Genomic DNA, 15,247 nt, shown 5'->3' on the forward strand with positions numbered 1-15,247 from the left:
TGATTCGGAACAATCCTGCGGGTTTGCGCATTTGACTAGCAAATATCCTTTCCCATGGTCAGGAGCGCCAACATGTCAGATCACCTGCTATCGGGGTTCGCAAATCGCGCCCTGCCCTCTCAGAAAACCCGCAACGAGATCCTTGATCAGATCAACCCAGATGACTTTTCTTGGGCAATACCCATCATGCGAACAGGCTACGGCGGGCGGGCACTGGTCTACCTGACGATCGCTGGCACATCGCTTTGGTCGATCTGGCAGGGCGGCGGGGCAAAAGGCACCACGGAAGCACTAGAATGGCTGGATGGTGGCTGGGGGACAATTGTACTACTCGCAATCATTCTGGGACTTATGGCCTACGCGGTCTGGCGTGTGGTCGACAGCGTCTGGGACCTCGAAGCATACGGGGCTGGTATCAAGGGGCTGATCGCCCGTACGGCGATGGTAGTGACGGGTCTTGTGCACCTCGTCATGGCAAGCATAGCCATTACAGTTTTGATCGACCATCGGTCCGGTAATGCGTCCGGCGGTGGGCAATTTACACAGTTGGTGTCCTCTTCCGCTGACTCAATCCTTCTAGGCGCGGTTGGACTGATGACACTGGGCGCAGCAGGCTATTACCTTCACAAGGCTTGGAGTGAAAACTACCGGACACATCTCAAAGCCAACTCGATCACCCAACGCCTCAATACGTTATTGAAGATTGGTGTCGCTGCAAACGGCGTGGTCATCGGTGTTATCGGTGTATTGATCATTCAGGCCGCCATGTTTGCGTCTGCCGACAACCCAGGTGGTATCGGCAGTGTATTCGACTGGCTACGGGAACAAGTCTTTGGCCAGATTCTCGTCACCGCCCTCTGTTTCGGCCTCTTGGGCTTTGCCTTGTTTTGCTGCATCAATGCACTGTATCGCGTCGTGCCCAAGGCCAGTGACCGCGGCACAAAGACCCTCGGTGATGCACTCAGCGACAAATGACGGCGCGACCTATCCCGTCAGCATACGCAGCCCCTGCGTCACGTCGGAACGCACTGCCAGTCGCAAGCCCGGCTCATCCCCCGCCTTCAGCGCGGCAATGATCAACTTGTGGTTCTGCGGGGGTTCGGTGCGCCGCAACCGGCCATAAAGCGCCCGCATCGTCGGCCCCAGCTGCAGCCAGACGGTCTCCGCCATTGCCAACATCGCCGGCGCCTGCGCCCGCAGATATAGCGTACGGTGAAACTCCAGATTGGTTCGGAGATAGCCAACAGCATCCCGTTTGGAGATCATCTCGGCCACATTGCTGTTAATACTCTGCAAGCGGTCGATCAGCGCGATATGCGCGCGCGGCAGGGCCCGACTGGCCAGCTCGACCTCGATCAGCGCCCGCAGGGCTGCCAGTTCCTCGATCCGCTCATTTGTCAGCTCCGGTGTCGATACCCGACCAGAAGACGACAGGAACAAGGCCCCTTCTGCTACCAACCGCCGCACCGATTCGCGGGCGGGCGTCATTGAGACTTCAAACTCACGGCCAATCCCGCGCAGCGTCAGCGCCTCCCCCGGTGCCATCTCACCGTGCATGATGCGAGTGCGCAATGCGCGATAGACACGGTCATGGGCAGAGCCCGTCGGCGGCTCAACGGTCGAGCGAATGGGGTTGGGTACAGGATCGGACATGATGGTGTTGTGATCACAAACCCCGATCAGGTCAACTGGTACAGCTGGCCAAATCAGGCCCGGAGCATCGATACGCTTAGAAACGGTAGCGGTGCAGCTGATTGCCCTCGCTGCGCAGCCACTCTCTCGCGCCATCGTAATTGCCATATAGTTGCTGGACGGTCGCCCAGAATGCGGGCGAATGGTTCATCTCCGCCAGATGGGCCACCTCATGCGCGGCGACATAGCGCAACACCTCCGGCGGTGCCAGGATCAACCGCCAAGAATACATCAGCGCCCCGTCGGACGAACACGACCCCCAGCGCGACCGGGTATCCCGCAGGCTGATACGTCTATATGGACGACCCAGCGCCGCCGCGTAGTGATCAGAGGCCGCCGCCAGCCTGTCACGCGCAAGCTCCTGTAGATACCGCTGAATCCGGCGCCCGGGCTTCGCCCCGCTGGCACCCCCCCCCACCGTCACTTGGCCCGGTGCCAACAGCACCCTGCGCCCCCGCCCGGCAACCACATGCCGTGGCTGGCCATCAATCGGCAGCACGCTGCCGTAATCCACGTCGATACATTCCGGATGCTTCGCCAAATGCCCGCGAATCCAACCTTCCTTTTCTCGCGCAAACTCCAGCGCTTCGCGATCCGGGACCCGTGACGGCAACGTCAGCGTCACCCGACCATCCAGCCCTGAGATGCGCAGACTGATCCGCCGCGCCCGCGCAGAGCGGCGCAGCGTCAGCGGAACCGGCGGATCTCCGGGCAGGTGATGATCAGCCATGACGGCCTCCCCTTTTGGCAAAGGCTTTGACAGCACCCGGCGCATATGGCAAGGCACCTGAATCGTCGAACCGACTCAGCAGAAAATCAAGGGGATCCACATGCCCAATGAAGAATGGGGTGTAAAGCGCGTCTGCCCGACAACCGGCAAACGTTTTTACGACCTGAATAAGAACCCGATCGTCAGCCCCTACACCGGTGAGGTTGTCGAACTGAACAACGGCAAAAGCCGCATGATCGAAGCCGACGCCGAAGATGCGGCCAGCCGCAAGGCCAAGGAAAACACCGACGGTGATGACGCGGTGCTTGATGATGCAGATGATGTCGATCTGGATCTGGGCGACGACGTCCTGGACGATGATGATGACGAGGACAACGTCTCGCTCGACGAGATCGCCGACGTCGCCTCCGAAGACGACGAGTCCTAAGGCCACAAGGCCCTTGGGGGAGGTGCTGCCACCTCCCCCGGATACCGCGAATGACCGCCGGAAAACCGGTGTTGAAAAAATCTCGGACGATGGTGCATTTTCCGCTTGCGGCACGCGCCAGCCTCCCTTAAATCACCGACACACACCGCGAGACGGAAACGAAACGCGGCGGTTCGGGGCCTTAGCTCAGCTGGGAGAGCGCCTGCATGGCATGCAGGAGGTCAGCGGTTCGATCCCGCTAGGCTCCACCAAACTTCCTTAAAAATTCCAGCACAACGTCATCTTCTCCCGAAGAGGCCAGTGATTGCTGCGGGCGCCGTTTAGGCACAGCGTGTCCATTGGTGCGGCGTCGGATTGCAGCACCGGTTGCGACCTTACTGCAGAACCTGTCAAACAGCACAGCGCCCACTCCTGTTACCTCGTAGCGCCCGCGCCGCACGTCGCATTCCACCCTACGAGGCTTGCTGCTCGGCTGCGCAGCAGACCGCCTTGCCGATTTACGCTTTGTTATCGCGAAACACCTAAGCTTCTGCTGATGTGTGTCCCCACCATCGACCATGAAGCGCGCACTATGGTCAGCACAACAATTGTATAAATCGGTTAAGGATTGAGACCCGCCATGCCCCTTTCAAATTGGCTCGAAAATCTCCTCACAAATCTGATCGGTGGCAGGGGCAAGGATAAACTTGGCGGCACCACGGGTGATGACACCATGGATGCCGGCGAGGGGGATGACACTGTCGCCGGTGAAGAAGGCAACGACCTGATTGACGGCGGCGACGGCGACGACATCATCTATGGCGACATGGGGGACGGGTTTGACCAAGGGATGCAGGCCTCTCCGCTGACCCTTGATATCAATAATATGCACAGCGTATCCCATGATGGTGGCACAGGTTCGGCCGGCAACTACGCTGTGTTTAGCAATGTCGCCACGCTTGAGGACGGCACCAGCATCTCCGGCAAATTGGTTCTGGTCGAAAAATCCAACGCCAATATGTCGGTGGAATTTGGGTATACTAGCGGCGCAGAAATCCTGCTGGATGGGGATCAGCCTGGCGATCAGGCCAAGTTCCGACTTGAATTTTTTGATCCGGCCACCGGTGAGACGGTCTACCTCAACTCCACCGCGACCTTCAATGATATCGACGACAACAGCTACTACGGCGACGCCGAAGCCGTCATCATCGATGGCAGCAGCTTTACCTCCTTTGGCGTCTCGGCAGACTCTTCTCTGACCACCGACATCAATGGAGATGTAGTCAAAGCCACCGGATCAGAGCTGAATGATTACACCGATCAGGACTCTTGGTTCTCCGCCTCGTTTGAGGACCGCTCTTCAATTGAATTCACCCTGCAAACCCGTGCGGGCTTGGCTGGGTTCACCCTATCTGGCGACATTCTGGAGGATCCGGTCACCACCATCATCGACCAGGGGGCAGATACGGTCATGGCTGGCGTCGGTGATGATATTGTCCATGGTCAGGGGGGCGATGATTCCCTGCTGGGCGAGGAAGGTGATGACCTGCTGGACGGCGGTGAAGGCGACGATGTCATGGAGGGAGGCACAGGGGCCGACACCCTGCTTGGCGGCGCCGGTGGCGATACGCTCTCTGGCGGCGATGGGGACGATTACATCGAGGGCGGTGAGGGCGACGACAGACTGTCAACCGGCATCGGCAACGATACGCTCCTTGGCGGAGAGGGCAACGACACGCTGAACAACTCGGCAGGTGATGACAGTTTGGTCGGCGGCACCGGCGATGACAGCATTGTCGCCACAGATGGCAATGACACGCTGGAAGGCGGCGATGGCGCCGACACCATGTACGGCGGTAATGACAACGACCTTTTGGTTGGGGGTGCCGACAACGATCTGATGTATGGCGAGACGGGCGACGACAGCCTGGATGGCGGCACCGGCGACGATGTGATGGATGGCGGTGTCGGAAACGATACGCTGATGGGGGGCCTCGGCGCCGATACCATCGCGGGCGGGGATGGTGACGACTATATCGACGGCGGCGACGGCGACGACAGTCTGACAACCGGCCTTGGCAACGACACGTTGATTGGTGGCGCAGGCAATGACACGCTACGCAATTCGGCAGGCGATGACAGCCTGGTCGGCGGCACCGGTGATGACAGCATCGTCGCTACAGACGGCAATGACACACTGGAAGGCGGCGATGGTGCCGACACCATGTACGGCGGCAATGACAATGACCTTTTGGTCGGCGGCGCCGGCGATGACAAGATGTATGGCGAGGCGGATGCCGATACCTTCCAGATGTCGGATGGCTTTGGCAATGACACCATCTCTGGCGGTGAGGCCGGGAATGATTCCGACCACATCGACCTGTCGAATGTCACCAGCAGTGTTACCGTCACCTATTCCGGATATGAAGCCGGCCAGATTACCGATGGCGCCGACACCATCTCCTTCAGCGAGATTGAACAGCTGACCCTGACCGACCAGGCGGATATTGTTGATGCTTCGACTGACAACGCCGGGGTGGATATCGATGCAGGCGCTGGCGACGACACCATCACTTTTGGTGAAGGTGATGATTCCATCACCGGTGGAGCTGGCGACGATGAGCTGATCCTGACGGAGGGCGGTGGCGTCGATACCGTCAGCGACTTCGACCTGAACGATGACGATGGCAACGGGTTTTACAATGACCAACTCGACGTCTCAGACCTGGCGGGTGGCAGCGGAACCAACGGAGCCGTGCGCACCGGTGATGTCGCCGTGGCAGACGATGGGTTCGGCAATGCGCTCCTGACCTTCCCCGGCGGGGAGCAACTGGTGCTTCAGGGGGTCACACCCGCGCAAATGAGCAGTCACAACCAGCTCTACGCGGCGGGCATTCCCTGCTTTACGCCTGACGTGCTATTGGCCACGCGCCGGGGCGCTGTCCCTGCGGGTCAGATCCGGGTCGGGGATTTGCTGCAAACCGCAGACAATGGGTTTCAGCCGGTGATCTGGGTTGGCAGGCGCCACCTCAGCGCGGCCGATCTTATGCACCGCCCACAATTGCGCCCCTACTGCCTGCGCCCGGGCGGCCTGCTGTCACCGGACCGACCGATGCTGCTGTCCCCGCAACACCGCCTGATCGTCAATGACGGCTGCCTGATGCCGGAACAACCACGTGACGAAAGCTTTGTTTCCGCGAAACTTCTTGCGGAAATGGATGGCGGTTTTGCCGCACAGGTGACGCAGCAGACACCTGTCACCTATGTCCACCTGATGACGGAGCAGCATGAAGTCATCTTTGCTGAAGGCATCGCGACCGAAACTTTCTGGCCCGGCCCGGAGGCGATCCGCGGCCTGTCCGTAGATGACCTGCGCGAGTTGCTGACACTATTCCCGGAGCTGGCAACCGTGCATGGGTTGTCAGGCGAGCCCGGCCGCCGTCAGGTCCGCAAAACCTACGGCGATCTCGCCCGCCGCTCCCTCAGACGTCGCGACATCGCCAATCGCCACGCCGCGTAAATCCATGCCGCGCAAGCCTCATGGCCCTCTGTTGGCCCTACGCTCCCGGAGCAGTTCAAGCGGCCTAGGTGCATAAGGCCAAGGGGAACGTCGTGGCCTTGGCAGATCTGGAACGCTGCCCTCAGGCGCCCAGGGCGTTCCACCAACGCGACAACGCTGCCGCAGTCTTGCAGATCCTGTCCCTGTAGCATCACCGCCCCGGAGAAGCACGAAAGACCAATTGGTCTTTCGTGACCGATTGAGGACGCGCCAGATCGATATCCTCTGCAGGCTATCGCCCGCGACAGAGGCCGATGACCACGGTGCCCGCGCCCTGGCGGACCATCGGGTTAGATCTCGAGCCTGCTCAGGTAGGCCAAGGCCCGCGCGTCGGTCTGGCCCAACCAGAATGCGTCGCCATCGGCTTGCGTGCGCCAGCGTTGGAACATCGCAACTTCCTGCCCCTCACCCCGGAAGACATCAACACGCAGACATCCTGATGCGCGCCGCAACGCCGTCGCCAGAGAAGCCGCCGCAGCCTCCGATATCCCCGTTTCGACTCGCAAAACGTGCTGAGTACCGGGTGCCGGCGTGTCAGGCACACCCCAAGCCGCTGCGCGCCACGCCAGCAGACAGACGGGCATTGCAGCAACCACACTACGCCGGGAAAGGCGCAACAACCCGGCCATCACACCACCAGCCTGTCGTAGTAGGTAACCTTAGGTGGCCCCTCCATGAACCCGAGCAGCGCCGCCATAACTCCGCGCTCTTCAATGAAGGCGAGATAGGCCTGATGGTGCTCACGGCTCAGCCACTCTTCGTGGATGAGGAACGCCATTGTTTGCGCATCATAATAAAGCGTAACACTCAACGCCCCGTCGAAGCCGCGCACATTTGGCAGGTTTGCCTCCAGAAACGCTGACAATGCGTCAAACGCCCCGTCCTTTACGCGCATTTCAAGCGTGACCCAAATCGTCATGAATAGTCTCCTTCTTTGTGACAGGGGCAGTGTCACCGCAACCTGCATCTAGAGATAGAAAACCAGCCTCAAAAATCGGGTTTATAGGTCAGTTACACACGCCAGATTAGGCCAGTTGCAAACGGTGCTGCTTCGGCGTCCGATCGAAATGGGCCTTATAGGCTTTGATGAAATGTGAGGTGTCGGAGTACCCTGCTGCTAGCGCGATGTCGGCAATGGTATCTTTGCCGTCGATCACCCGGACCCGAGCATGGTCCAGCCGCGCGCGCCGCAGCCAGACACTCGGCGCCTCGCCAAAGGCACGCTTGAAGTCACGCTGAAAGGTCGAAACTGACCGCCCCGAAAGCGTCGCGTAATCCGCAACCGAAAGATCCGCGAGCGCATGTGCCCGCATGACCTGCTTGATATTGCGACGGGCGCGCTGGGAGTTCTCATGGACAAGAAATCGCCATAGCTGCCCCTGGTGGTCATGCAGATCCAGCAGCAACAGCAGCTCCAACAGTTTCGATTTCACAAGTGCGGGAGAGGCTTGCAGGCCGCCATATACCCGGGGAAGCGCACTGACATATTCGTGCAGCGATGGCGACCCCGCAAACAGGGCAGTCCGGCTGCGCGGTGCCGTTGTGACTCCATGTGAGGTCGCAGCCAGAAACTCCGCGATCACAGCATCGCTAAAAAAGAACAAGACCGCCTCAAGCGGCCCCGTTTCACTTGAGAACTCAGACACCATGTGATGATGCCGCGGCACCAGCAGCGTGTCCCCCGTTACCACAGTTGTCTCGTCGCCATCCGCGTCGACAAAAGTTTCGCGTCCTCGAAGCACATATGCAAGACAGGGCGCGTTGGAAAGAAACTCCGTCCCAAAGGCATCTTGATACAGCAGCTTATGAAAGATCCCAGCACGACCACTGGTCATGATCACCTCCGCCCCGGCAAAATCGTGAAGCCCCTCGGGAATCAGCAGGATCCTGTCCTCAGCGGCAGCGCAATTTTTTATCCGGTGTCCACGGATCATCGCATGTATCCCCCAGTTTTTCTAAAACTTACAAGGGTCTGTGTATGCCCTCAATGGATCCCCCGGCGGCAAATCAGCGCGAATATCTACCCCACACATACCACCTGCCGAGATTAACTGGCGCATTGCATCTGACAAACGCGCCATGACCGTTCTGAAACCGTCCCCGCTGCCGCTCAATACCGGGAAGGTCTTAAGGGGAATATCGAATGTCAGAGGAACCCGACCCGATGCGGGTCTTTGCAGCCATTGAGGCCCCGCCGCTCTGGCCAACACGTGAGCACATGAGAATTCTCGCCATTTCTGGGAGCCCGCGCTGGTTCGATGAATACTGCGATGCTAAATGCAGGTGCCGAGATCACTGCTGCCAGCCACGAGATAGGCGCTTTTTTTCTGGCTTAGCCGATTTACCCGTGTTCTCGTCGGATGCCGAACATGGCACGGTGCCTCCCGCCGCTCAGAGGTTTACAGACTAGGTGCGGCAAAGCGATGCGCTCATTATCTCAAGCCCTGAATATGCCCTGCGATCCCCGGTGGCCTGAAGAATGCCATTGATTGGATGGTGTCGAGAGGTGAGACTATCGGCAAGTCAATAGCACTGATGCATGCATCCCGTCGTGGTGACGACATGTTGGCGCAGTTGCGACTGGTCCTGCCCACAATAAGTGATCAATTCAGAGCAGACCCGGCCTTACGGTTTACCTTTTCAAATCTCTCGCTGTAAGAGATTGCAAAAAGACCTCCGTGGTCGGATGAAACGTTCGCGACTAGAAGGTTTCTGAAAGTACTTTCTGACAGTTGCGCATAAGATGACGCGATTCAGCCGCCGCATCTCAAATTTCAGAACGGTCGAAATGGTGGCAGGCGAACCGTCCCTTAGCCCCTTTGGCAAGCGGGGTATCGACACGCAAAATGCCTGTGATGCCCAGAAAGCGCGCGCTGACTTCCGGCTCCCGCCTAATAGACCAGACCCTCTTCCTGGCTGCGCTTGCGGGGCCGCAGTGCCCACCGAACGGCAATCCCAAACCCCGCCTTATTCACCGCGTCGCAGATCAACAGGAACTGCTATCCTCAGCCCATTACCTTCAAACCAGCAGCGATCATGTGGAAAGAGAAAGAACGGGGCAGTGATGGCTACCTTCGCCATACCGCAAATCAGCGCGTCTTCTTATAAGGGAGTGTGGAACGTCACGAAACTTTGACTCTATCGGCAGCCAAAACCTCAATAAATGAGTGAATTGCACCGTGCAATTCTGACCCAAACGTCAAGCATTTCTTACCCAGCCAGCGAAGCAGCCGTTTGCAAAGGCCGCGGTAAGTGGCAGAAAAGAGCCCAAGGCTGCCATTGCCATTTCTCGCTGCGTGCGCTCGCAGCACCAAAATCGCCGAGATTGCATCATCTTCAGCGCCGCCATGCGGCGTGAAGCGCGGCCATTCGCTCGGGATGCAGCGAGGTTGTCAGCGGCAATCTACAGGTTGCGGACGGAGTTGTCATTCGCAGGCGCCTTGCGAAGTTCCGGTGTGCGTTGTTCTACGTTCATCTGTTTAATGCAGCTCAAAATGGGGAAGCGGTGCAGCCGACCCGCCTCATTGTCGGGAATGTTGCGCAACTTCAAGCAGGTGAGCAAGGATGGCGACTTGCGCCTGCATCCGGTGATCGCCAAGCTGGTGGATGCGGAGGCGCTGGAGAAGATGGGCGCGTTGCAACAAGGCGCGGCCGTTTCTGAAGACACACCACATCAGCACTAAGGAGGTATATCATGGTTTATGCGATGGCGGGCGGCAACACCGACTATGATCCGACCCTGGACGGCGAGCCTGGAAATTTTTTTTGAAGGCATGGATGGCAAGTTGAGGGCTGCGGAAGTCGCCGATTTGACGCCGGACGGGGGGGGGTGCGCAATTGCAAGTCCTCTTGGCACAAGGGGCGCTCTGTTAAAGTTGACGAGAATTTTCCGACGAAATTGAAGCGCTCAGACCCAGGCATCAAGCGCGCGAAGTTGCTGGACGTCAACCGCCAGACCGGCAGTCTTGATTTGGTCAACCAGACCTTCAAGGATATTGTTGAAGAGTTTGAACCTGGAATGCACCAGTTTTTCCCGATGGAATATTATGACAGCAAAGGGAAAGTGAAAATTGGCGACGGCTATTGGATGGTGATTTGCCAGCGATTAGATACGTTGCATGACACCCTGTGTGTTCCGCCAAGGAATGATCGCGGGTTCATTGATAAGTTTAATGAAGACTACAAAGACAGGGATAAGAGCCTGGATCGTATTGTTTTCGACAAGGAAAAAGTGTCTGGCCATCATATGTGGCATGATAAATTTTTATCCATGTCATATTTGTTTTCGGATACGTTGGCTGAGCGCCTGATCGGAGCCGGGTTGACAGGTTTGTCCTATAGGAAACTTGAAGAAGCCTAACGCTTATTCGGGCGCTGTTACAAAAAGGAATCGCGCTGCACGTCAAGCTTGTTTCAAGCTGACAGTCAACAAAACCGCCATTCATGCAGAGCGCAGCATCCGGTAAATTGGGCTCTGCTAGAGCCTTCGCCGCGCAGACAGCCAGGGACTGGACTGGGCTAAGCCGACCTTGGGCAGTTCAGGAAACGGGGATTTCCAGACAGCAGAGCACGGCCATCCACGGTGCCACAACCGCTGAAGAATATTGTCTCGAAATCTCGTCCAACAATCTACGTTCAGTACCTGGGCAATTCGATGAGAAGTCAGATGATTGAAAACACAGAGAAAGCTCCGTTCGCATTTATTGTGAGCTGAACCGGATGATTGCAGGATGGTTGCAAATAATGTGGGTTCATTCGCAAATAATTCGGGTTTGACCCCTTCGATAGATGCAAATAATTCGGGCTGAAAATCGCGATGATTGCAGGTCGAGCCGATTATGTTTTCAGGTCACCACAAATAGAACCCGCACTTGACGATCCCGCAAACAGAGAACCGCTCATTTCATTTACTCGGGATGAATTCTGAAACGTTGTCGATACTCACCAGGGCTGAGGCCAGAAATGGACTTGAAAAGACGGTTAAATGCAGAAACATCTTGGTACCCAACCTGCCAGCAAATCTCGCTAACCGTCAGAGCTGTGAGTTCGAGTAGCCCCCTGGCCTTTTCAACACGAAGCTCCTGCACATATCGGTTTACGGAAAGGTTCGTGCTGTGCAAAAACTTCCGGTGCAGTGATCGTTCAGAAAGACCTGCTCTATGGGCCAGACCCCCAACTGAAAGATCGGCCTCCACGTTACCTTCCATCCAGATTTGCAGTGTTCGGATGGTTTGATCCTTATGCGCCATGTTGGGGCGGAAAGAACGATAGTTGCGCTGTTCCCGACCCGCCGGATCAATCAACATCTGGCGGCAGGTGCGCGAAACGACAACCGCGCCAAGCCAGTGGCCAATCAGATGAATCCCTAAATCCACCCATGCCATCACGCCACCGACAGTCACGATGTCATTGTCATCGACGAGTATATGCTCGGGACTCAAGCGAACTTTGGGGAACTGAGACCTGAATTCCGCCTCAAGCGCCCAATGTGTTGTAGCGGGACGCCCTTCTAGAATGCCCGCATGTCCCAACCAGAAGCTTCCTGCGCAGGCAGAGCAAATGATTGTACCCTCGCCATGCTGATGTGCAATCCAGCGGTGCAGCGCCTGATCATCTCCACCTCTCTTCCCTGTCAGGTTCGGTGGCAGAATGATAGCGTCTACATCCCGTCGATGTTCGAATTCGGGTGGTGTCAAGATCTGGTGGGCAATCTGCGGACCATTGTCTTCGTCAACAAGACTATTGGCAACATCGAACATCTCTCGAAGCCCGTGCAGAGCGGATTGCTGAGCCCCTGAGTAAGCGACAATTGCGACTTCTGGCGTATTTGGCACATGATCTGTCATTTCCGCCAATCGTATCCACATGGCACCACGTTGTACACACGCATATGAACTCAAACCAATGTTGAAATGAGAACACTATGACCAAATCCGCTCTCCTCCTGATTGATATACAGAACGACTATTTCCCCAGCTTTGACGGCAGCAAGATGCCTTTGCCAAACATGGACGCCGCTGTGGAAAACGCTGCCGACCTGCTCGCAACAGCGCGCGATGCCGGTTTGAAAGTGATCCATGTAAGACATCTGATGGCAACAGATGCGGCCCCATTTTTCCATCCCGAATCCGAGGGAGCGGAAATTCACCACCGCGTTTCGCCAAAGGCCGGTGAAGGTATTGTCGAAAAAAGCAGGCCAAACAGTTTTGTCGGCACCAATTTAGAGCCGCTATTGCGCAAAGCCCAGATTGGTCACCTCGTCATTTGTGGCGCCATGAGCCAGATGTGCATCGATGCAACTGTCCGTGGGGGCGTTGATCTGGGCTTTAAAGTTACGGTCGCTCAAGATGCCTGCGCTGCCGCCAGTGTTTTGCACGATGATGTCAGCGTACCCGCCGCGATGGTTCATGCGGCCATCATGGCACCGTTGGCTGCCAGTTACGCTGACGTTCGGCCAACTTCTGAAATCAAACCGACAATACCAAGCTGACATTCAATCTCGGCGCAGCATCCGGTAAAACGGGCTCAGTGCCGCCGAATGCCAACGCAGCAAGCACCTCGATAGGGACAGGACGGAACCGGCCATCAGCGAAAAGGGCTAAACCCTTGAACTTCAGTGGTCTCTTTCGCGGGGCGGTCGTTCGTGTTTAATGAGCCGACCTCCGGGCCGGAAGCGGCGAAATAGGGTGAAGAGCCCATATTGAGCAATGCTGCGCTCCGCATAAATGGCAGCGTCCTAACCGCAACGATCGTCACTGTCCGAAGTTAGCCCCTCAGCCCATTCCTTAGACCATGAGCCGAGCGGCTTGAGGAAGGTGAATAGCTCCGAACCTTTGTCAGTAAGCTGGTAGCCATGGTCGCTTCGCGCCACGATATCGCTGGCCACCAGTTCTTTGAGGCGTCGGTTCAAAATAGTCGGGGACATTTTCTCGCAAGCCGTTTGGATTTGACGAAATGTGAGCGGCCTTTCTGAAAGTTGCCACACAATTCCGAGCGCCCAACTCCGGCCAAGCAGATCAAACAGCGCCATGATTGGCTTGCCCGATTTGGAACCTCTGACCGGCTGACCCGGAACGGGTATCCCATCTGTCATAGAAACCTCCTATTGCTACATTTTGTGTAGCGATATATTGCTACCGATAGTGTAGCAAATCTATGGAATACTGTCATGCTTATTCTTCCTGTTCTTGCAGCGGTTGGGGCGTCTTCTGGATGGGCAACAGGCATCGTTCTGGCGCAGTGGCCAGCACGTCAGTTGACCTGGCAGGCCTTCGACACGTTGCCCAGTTCTTCGGCAAGGTTCAACAGACCGGTTTTGTGTTTGATGATCTTGTCTGTAGAGTTCAACATCGTGGTTTCCTCGTTTCGTGGTCGGGTTTGCACCACCATCAAAACGGGCAACCATCATCTCCATCAAGAGATGCGCCGTCCCCATTTCAGCTTCCTGAGAAGGGGGCGGTGTCAGATCACATCGAGTCTATTCCAACTGAACCGTTGCACGGTACCGAAATCCATTCGAGCGACCTCAAGCCACTCAAAGAGAGATTTCCGACGTTCAGGAAATTTCTCCCACCGATCAGCAAAATTCTCTGAAGGGTCCGTGGGGTTTGTGATCCACGACACGCCATTCCGTTCTTCGATTGCGAGATGCATATCCCTCAGGATCTTAGCAATTGCATCCGATACTCTTGCCTCGCCTGCATAGGCATGGGTTGAGAGCGTCGTGAGGATTACACTAATAACCTTTAGGTCCGGATCCCGCTCCGCGAACCACTCATCCCTGTGACGTTTCAAGATCATGATGGCTGACTGCAAAGGTGTTCGCACCCGAAATACCGGGACATCCTCCACACTCGCGGTCACTTTGCCTTGGGCGTTGAGGAATGCCCTGCGACGTTCGTTTAGCTGTTCGATCTGCCTTGACTTGAACCATGTGGCAAACCCCCTGGGATTGCTTCGGGGCCAATCATCCGTGATGACATGGTATTTTCTAGGCTTGTCGCGGTCGGTGATAGCGATCGCACCTTCCGCAAGTGCCTGATCCGCGAGGTGGGAAGAAAGGACGGTCCGCATGTTTGCCTCGTCCGGAACCGCCGGCAGTATGTCCATGTGGAACTGCGCACCTTCGGCGTAGGCCAAGGTGCAGCACCTTCTAGACTCACCTACCTCGTTCTTGATCCCCCGGGCATGGCGATACGCCTCAAGCTCAACCAATAGAAGAGCACGAAGATCTGCTTGGGAAATTTGCAATTTTGTCAAAGACCGGAACGAGACAACGATGTCGAGATCGTAATCTTCGTCCTTGGACGCCGGCTTGATCGGTGTGCCGAGCGCGAAAGAGCCTTGGATATAAACCTCAGGATCATAGATGCGAACCTTAGACTCGTCGCGATGCAAAAACTCACCAAGATCCTTGTAGCGTTTTTCGGCTTGATCGAAGCGGTCTTGCGGTACTGCCAATTCCTCAGCGAGTTTTTCAATCGCGACGTTATACCCATAACCTATGTCCGCACCCGCGTTCATATTAAACCTCTCATTCAAATTCACTCAACCTTAAGGTGTCCATTTTGATATGGTTTTTCAACGGCTGTGCAAGACCAAATGTCGCCTTTTTTCAAGCAGCCTTGGGATGTGTACTTGCCACGAATGGCGGCGGTGTAAGCTGCAAACGCAGCATAAGAGAGCCACGTCCGGAGTCGGCTCCCTACCATCGTTGCCTAGACTTTGCTGCGGTGTCAGTCGAACGTCAGTTTCCAGGCTTGCGGCCACGCAGCATTGATCGAAACCGACGGGCAGCTTTGGGCCGGAAGCGGCGACGCCATTAATGACTGAAAGCGTGTATCGCGCTGCACTCGGCAAA

15 protein-coding genes and 1 tRNA gene are annotated in these 15,247 nt (G+C 56.7%); 8 read left to right on the plus strand and 8 right to left on the minus strand.

The window, feature by feature from the left end; translation table 11 throughout:
- Window positions 1-72: 72 nt before the first annotated feature.
- Complete coding sequence (locus OO25_RS14255; protein ID WP_040180811.1) at window positions 73-975, plus strand: DUF1206 domain-containing protein; 903 nt, start codon at window positions 73-75, stop codon at window positions 973-975.
- Window positions 976-984: 9 nt separating this feature from the next.
- Here OO25_RS14255 and OO25_RS14260 read toward each other — a convergent pair whose 3' ends face one another.
- On the minus strand, window positions 985-1,653 hold the full coding sequence (locus OO25_RS14260; protein WP_040180813.1) for a GntR family transcriptional regulator: 669 nt from the start codon (window positions 1,651-1,653) through the stop codon (window positions 985-987).
- 76 nt (window positions 1,654-1,729) lie between these two features.
- Window positions 1,730-2,422: a M48 family metallopeptidase gene (locus tag OO25_RS14265; protein ID WP_040180848.1), complete on the minus strand. Its 693-nt coding sequence runs from the start codon at window positions 2,420-2,422 to the stop codon at window positions 1,730-1,732.
- A 100-nt stretch (window positions 2,423-2,522) separates the two neighbouring features.
- Here OO25_RS14265 and OO25_RS14270 point away from each other — a divergent pair, with 100 nt between their 5' ends.
- The 3 genes from OO25_RS14270 to OO25_RS14280 all read left to right on the plus strand — a co-directional run bounded on the left by OO25_RS14270 (window position 2,523) and on the right by OO25_RS14280 (window position 6,348).
- Window positions 2,523-2,849: a TIGR02300 family protein gene (locus OO25_RS14270; protein ID WP_014875934.1), complete on the plus strand. Its 327-nt coding sequence runs from the start codon at window positions 2,523-2,525 to the stop codon at window positions 2,847-2,849.
- A gap of 175 nt (window positions 2,850-3,024) precedes the next feature.
- Window positions 3,025-3,100 (plus strand) — tRNA-Ala (locus OO25_RS14275).
- A gap of 368 nt (window positions 3,101-3,468) precedes the next feature.
- On the plus strand, window positions 3,469-6,348 hold the full coding sequence (locus OO25_RS14280) for a Hint domain-containing protein (protein WP_040180815.1): 2,880 nt from the start codon (window positions 3,469-3,471) through the stop codon (window positions 6,346-6,348).
- 329 nt (window positions 6,349-6,677) lie between these two features.
- On the opposite strand, the gene OO25_RS23455 is transcribed toward OO25_RS14280, so the two are convergent.
- The 3 genes from OO25_RS23455 to OO25_RS14290 all read right to left on the minus strand — a co-directional run bounded on the left by OO25_RS23455 (window position 6,678) and on the right by OO25_RS14290 (window position 8,321).
- The gene (locus OO25_RS23455; protein WP_040174725.1) at window positions 6,678-7,016 is read right to left on the minus strand and encodes an antibiotic biosynthesis monooxygenase; all 339 of its coding nucleotides are present in this window, start codon (window positions 7,014-7,016) and stop codon (window positions 6,678-6,680) included.
- Window positions 7,016-7,306 carry a putative quinol monooxygenase gene (locus OO25_RS14285; protein ID WP_040174727.1) on the minus strand — a complete coding sequence of 97 codons (291 nt, stop codon included), beginning with the start codon at window positions 7,304-7,306 and terminating at the stop codon, window positions 7,016-7,018. The genes OO25_RS23455 and OO25_RS14285 overlap by 1 nt, the downstream gene beginning before the upstream one ends.
- Before the next feature lie 106 nt (window positions 7,307-7,412).
- Window positions 7,413-8,321, minus strand: a complete 909-nt coding sequence (locus OO25_RS14290) for an AraC family transcriptional regulator (protein ID WP_052465679.1) — start codon at window positions 8,319-8,321, stop codon at window positions 7,413-7,415.
- A gap of 538 nt (window positions 8,322-8,859) precedes the next feature.
- Here OO25_RS14290 and OO25_RS23460 point away from each other — a divergent pair.
- The 3 genes from OO25_RS23460 to OO25_RS14295 all read left to right on the plus strand — a co-directional run bounded on the left by OO25_RS23460 (window position 8,860) and on the right by OO25_RS14295 (window position 10,747).
- On the plus strand, window positions 8,860-9,045 hold the full coding sequence (locus tag OO25_RS23460) for a hypothetical protein (protein ID WP_369808869.1): 186 nt from the start codon (window positions 8,860-8,862) through the stop codon (window positions 9,043-9,045).
- Window positions 9,046-9,869: 824 nt separating this feature from the next.
- Complete coding sequence (locus OO25_RS22825; RefSeq protein WP_139044786.1) at window positions 9,870-10,070, plus strand: hypothetical protein; 201 nt, start codon at window positions 9,870-9,872, stop codon at window positions 10,068-10,070.
- 251 nt (window positions 10,071-10,321) lie between these two features.
- The gene (locus OO25_RS14295; protein WP_242407048.1) at window positions 10,322-10,747 is read left to right on the plus strand and encodes an imm11 family protein; all 426 of its coding nucleotides are present in this window, start codon (window positions 10,322-10,324) and stop codon (window positions 10,745-10,747) included.
- A 547-nt stretch (window positions 10,748-11,294) separates the two neighbouring features.
- On the opposite strand, the gene OO25_RS14300 is transcribed toward OO25_RS14295, so the two are convergent.
- A complete protein-coding gene (locus tag OO25_RS14300) occupies window positions 11,295-12,233 on the minus strand; it encodes a GlxA family transcriptional regulator (RefSeq protein ID WP_040180819.1) in 939 nt (312 codons plus the stop codon).
- A gap of 77 nt (window positions 12,234-12,310) precedes the next feature.
- Between OO25_RS14300 and OO25_RS14305 the strand changes: the two genes are divergently transcribed.
- Window positions 12,311-12,877 carry a cysteine hydrolase family protein gene (locus OO25_RS14305; protein ID WP_040180820.1) on the plus strand — a complete coding sequence of 189 codons (567 nt, stop codon included), beginning with the start codon at window positions 12,311-12,313 and terminating at the stop codon, window positions 12,875-12,877.
- Window positions 12,878-13,123: 246 nt separating this feature from the next.
- Here the strand turns inward: OO25_RS14305 and OO25_RS14310 are convergent, their stop codons facing one another.
- On the minus strand, window positions 13,124-13,480 hold the full coding sequence (locus OO25_RS14310; protein WP_040174736.1) for a helix-turn-helix domain-containing protein: 357 nt from the start codon (window positions 13,478-13,480) through the stop codon (window positions 13,124-13,126).
- A 368-nt stretch (window positions 13,481-13,848) separates the two neighbouring features.
- On the minus strand, window positions 13,849-14,910 hold the full coding sequence (locus tag OO25_RS14315; RefSeq protein ID WP_052465682.1) for a nucleotidyltransferase: 1,062 nt from the start codon (window positions 14,908-14,910) through the stop codon (window positions 13,849-13,851).
- Window positions 14,911-15,247: the final 337 nt, after the last annotated feature.

The sequence above is a fragment of the Phaeobacter sp. S60 genome (assembly GCF_000826845.1).
In the GTDB taxonomy this organism is placed as follows: Bacteria; Pseudomonadota; Alphaproteobacteria; order Rhodobacterales; family Rhodobacteraceae; genus Phaeobacter; species Phaeobacter piscinae.

Coding starts and splice junctions, on each gene's coding strand:
- OO25_RS14270 (WP_014875934.1), top strand. CDS start 2,523: ATGCCCAATGAAGAATGGGGTGTAAAGCGCGTCTGCCCGACAACCGGC.
- OO25_RS14290 (WP_052465679.1), bottom strand. CDS start 8,321: ATGATCCGTGGACACCGGATAAAAAATTGCGCTGCCGCTGAGGACAGG.
- OO25_RS23455 (WP_040174725.1), bottom strand. CDS start 7,016: ATGGCCGGGTTGTTGCGCCTTTCCCGGCGTAGTGTGGTTGCTGCAATG.
- OO25_RS22825 (WP_139044786.1), top strand. CDS start 9,870: ATGCAGCTCAAAATGGGGAAGCGGTGCAGCCGACCCGCCTCATTGTCG.
- OO25_RS14305 (WP_040180820.1), top strand. CDS start 12,311: ATGACCAAATCCGCTCTCCTCCTGATTGATATACAGAACGACTATTTC.
- OO25_RS14255 (WP_040180811.1), top strand. CDS start 73: ATGTCAGATCACCTGCTATCGGGGTTCGCAAATCGCGCCCTGCCCTCT.
- OO25_RS14265 (WP_040180848.1), bottom strand. CDS start 2,422: ATGGCTGATCATCACCTGCCCGGAGATCCGCCGGTTCCGCTGACGCTG.
- OO25_RS14300 (WP_040180819.1), bottom strand. CDS start 12,233: ATGACAGATCATGTGCCAAATACGCCAGAAGTCGCAATTGTCGCTTAC.
- OO25_RS14315 (WP_052465682.1), bottom strand. CDS start 14,910: ATGAACGCGGGTGCGGACATAGGTTATGGGTATAACGTCGCGATTGAA.
- OO25_RS14285 (WP_040174727.1), bottom strand. CDS start 7,306: ATGACGATTTGGGTCACGCTTGAAATGCGCGTAAAGGACGGGGCGTTT.
- OO25_RS14280 (WP_040180815.1), top strand. CDS start 3,469: ATGCCCCTTTCAAATTGGCTCGAAAATCTCCTCACAAATCTGATCGGT.
- OO25_RS14310 (WP_040174736.1), bottom strand. CDS start 13,480: ATGACAGATGGGATACCCGTTCCGGGTCAGCCGGTCAGAGGTTCCAAA.
- OO25_RS14260 (WP_040180813.1), bottom strand. CDS start 1,653: ATGTCCGATCCTGTACCCAACCCCATTCGCTCGACCGTTGAGCCGCCG.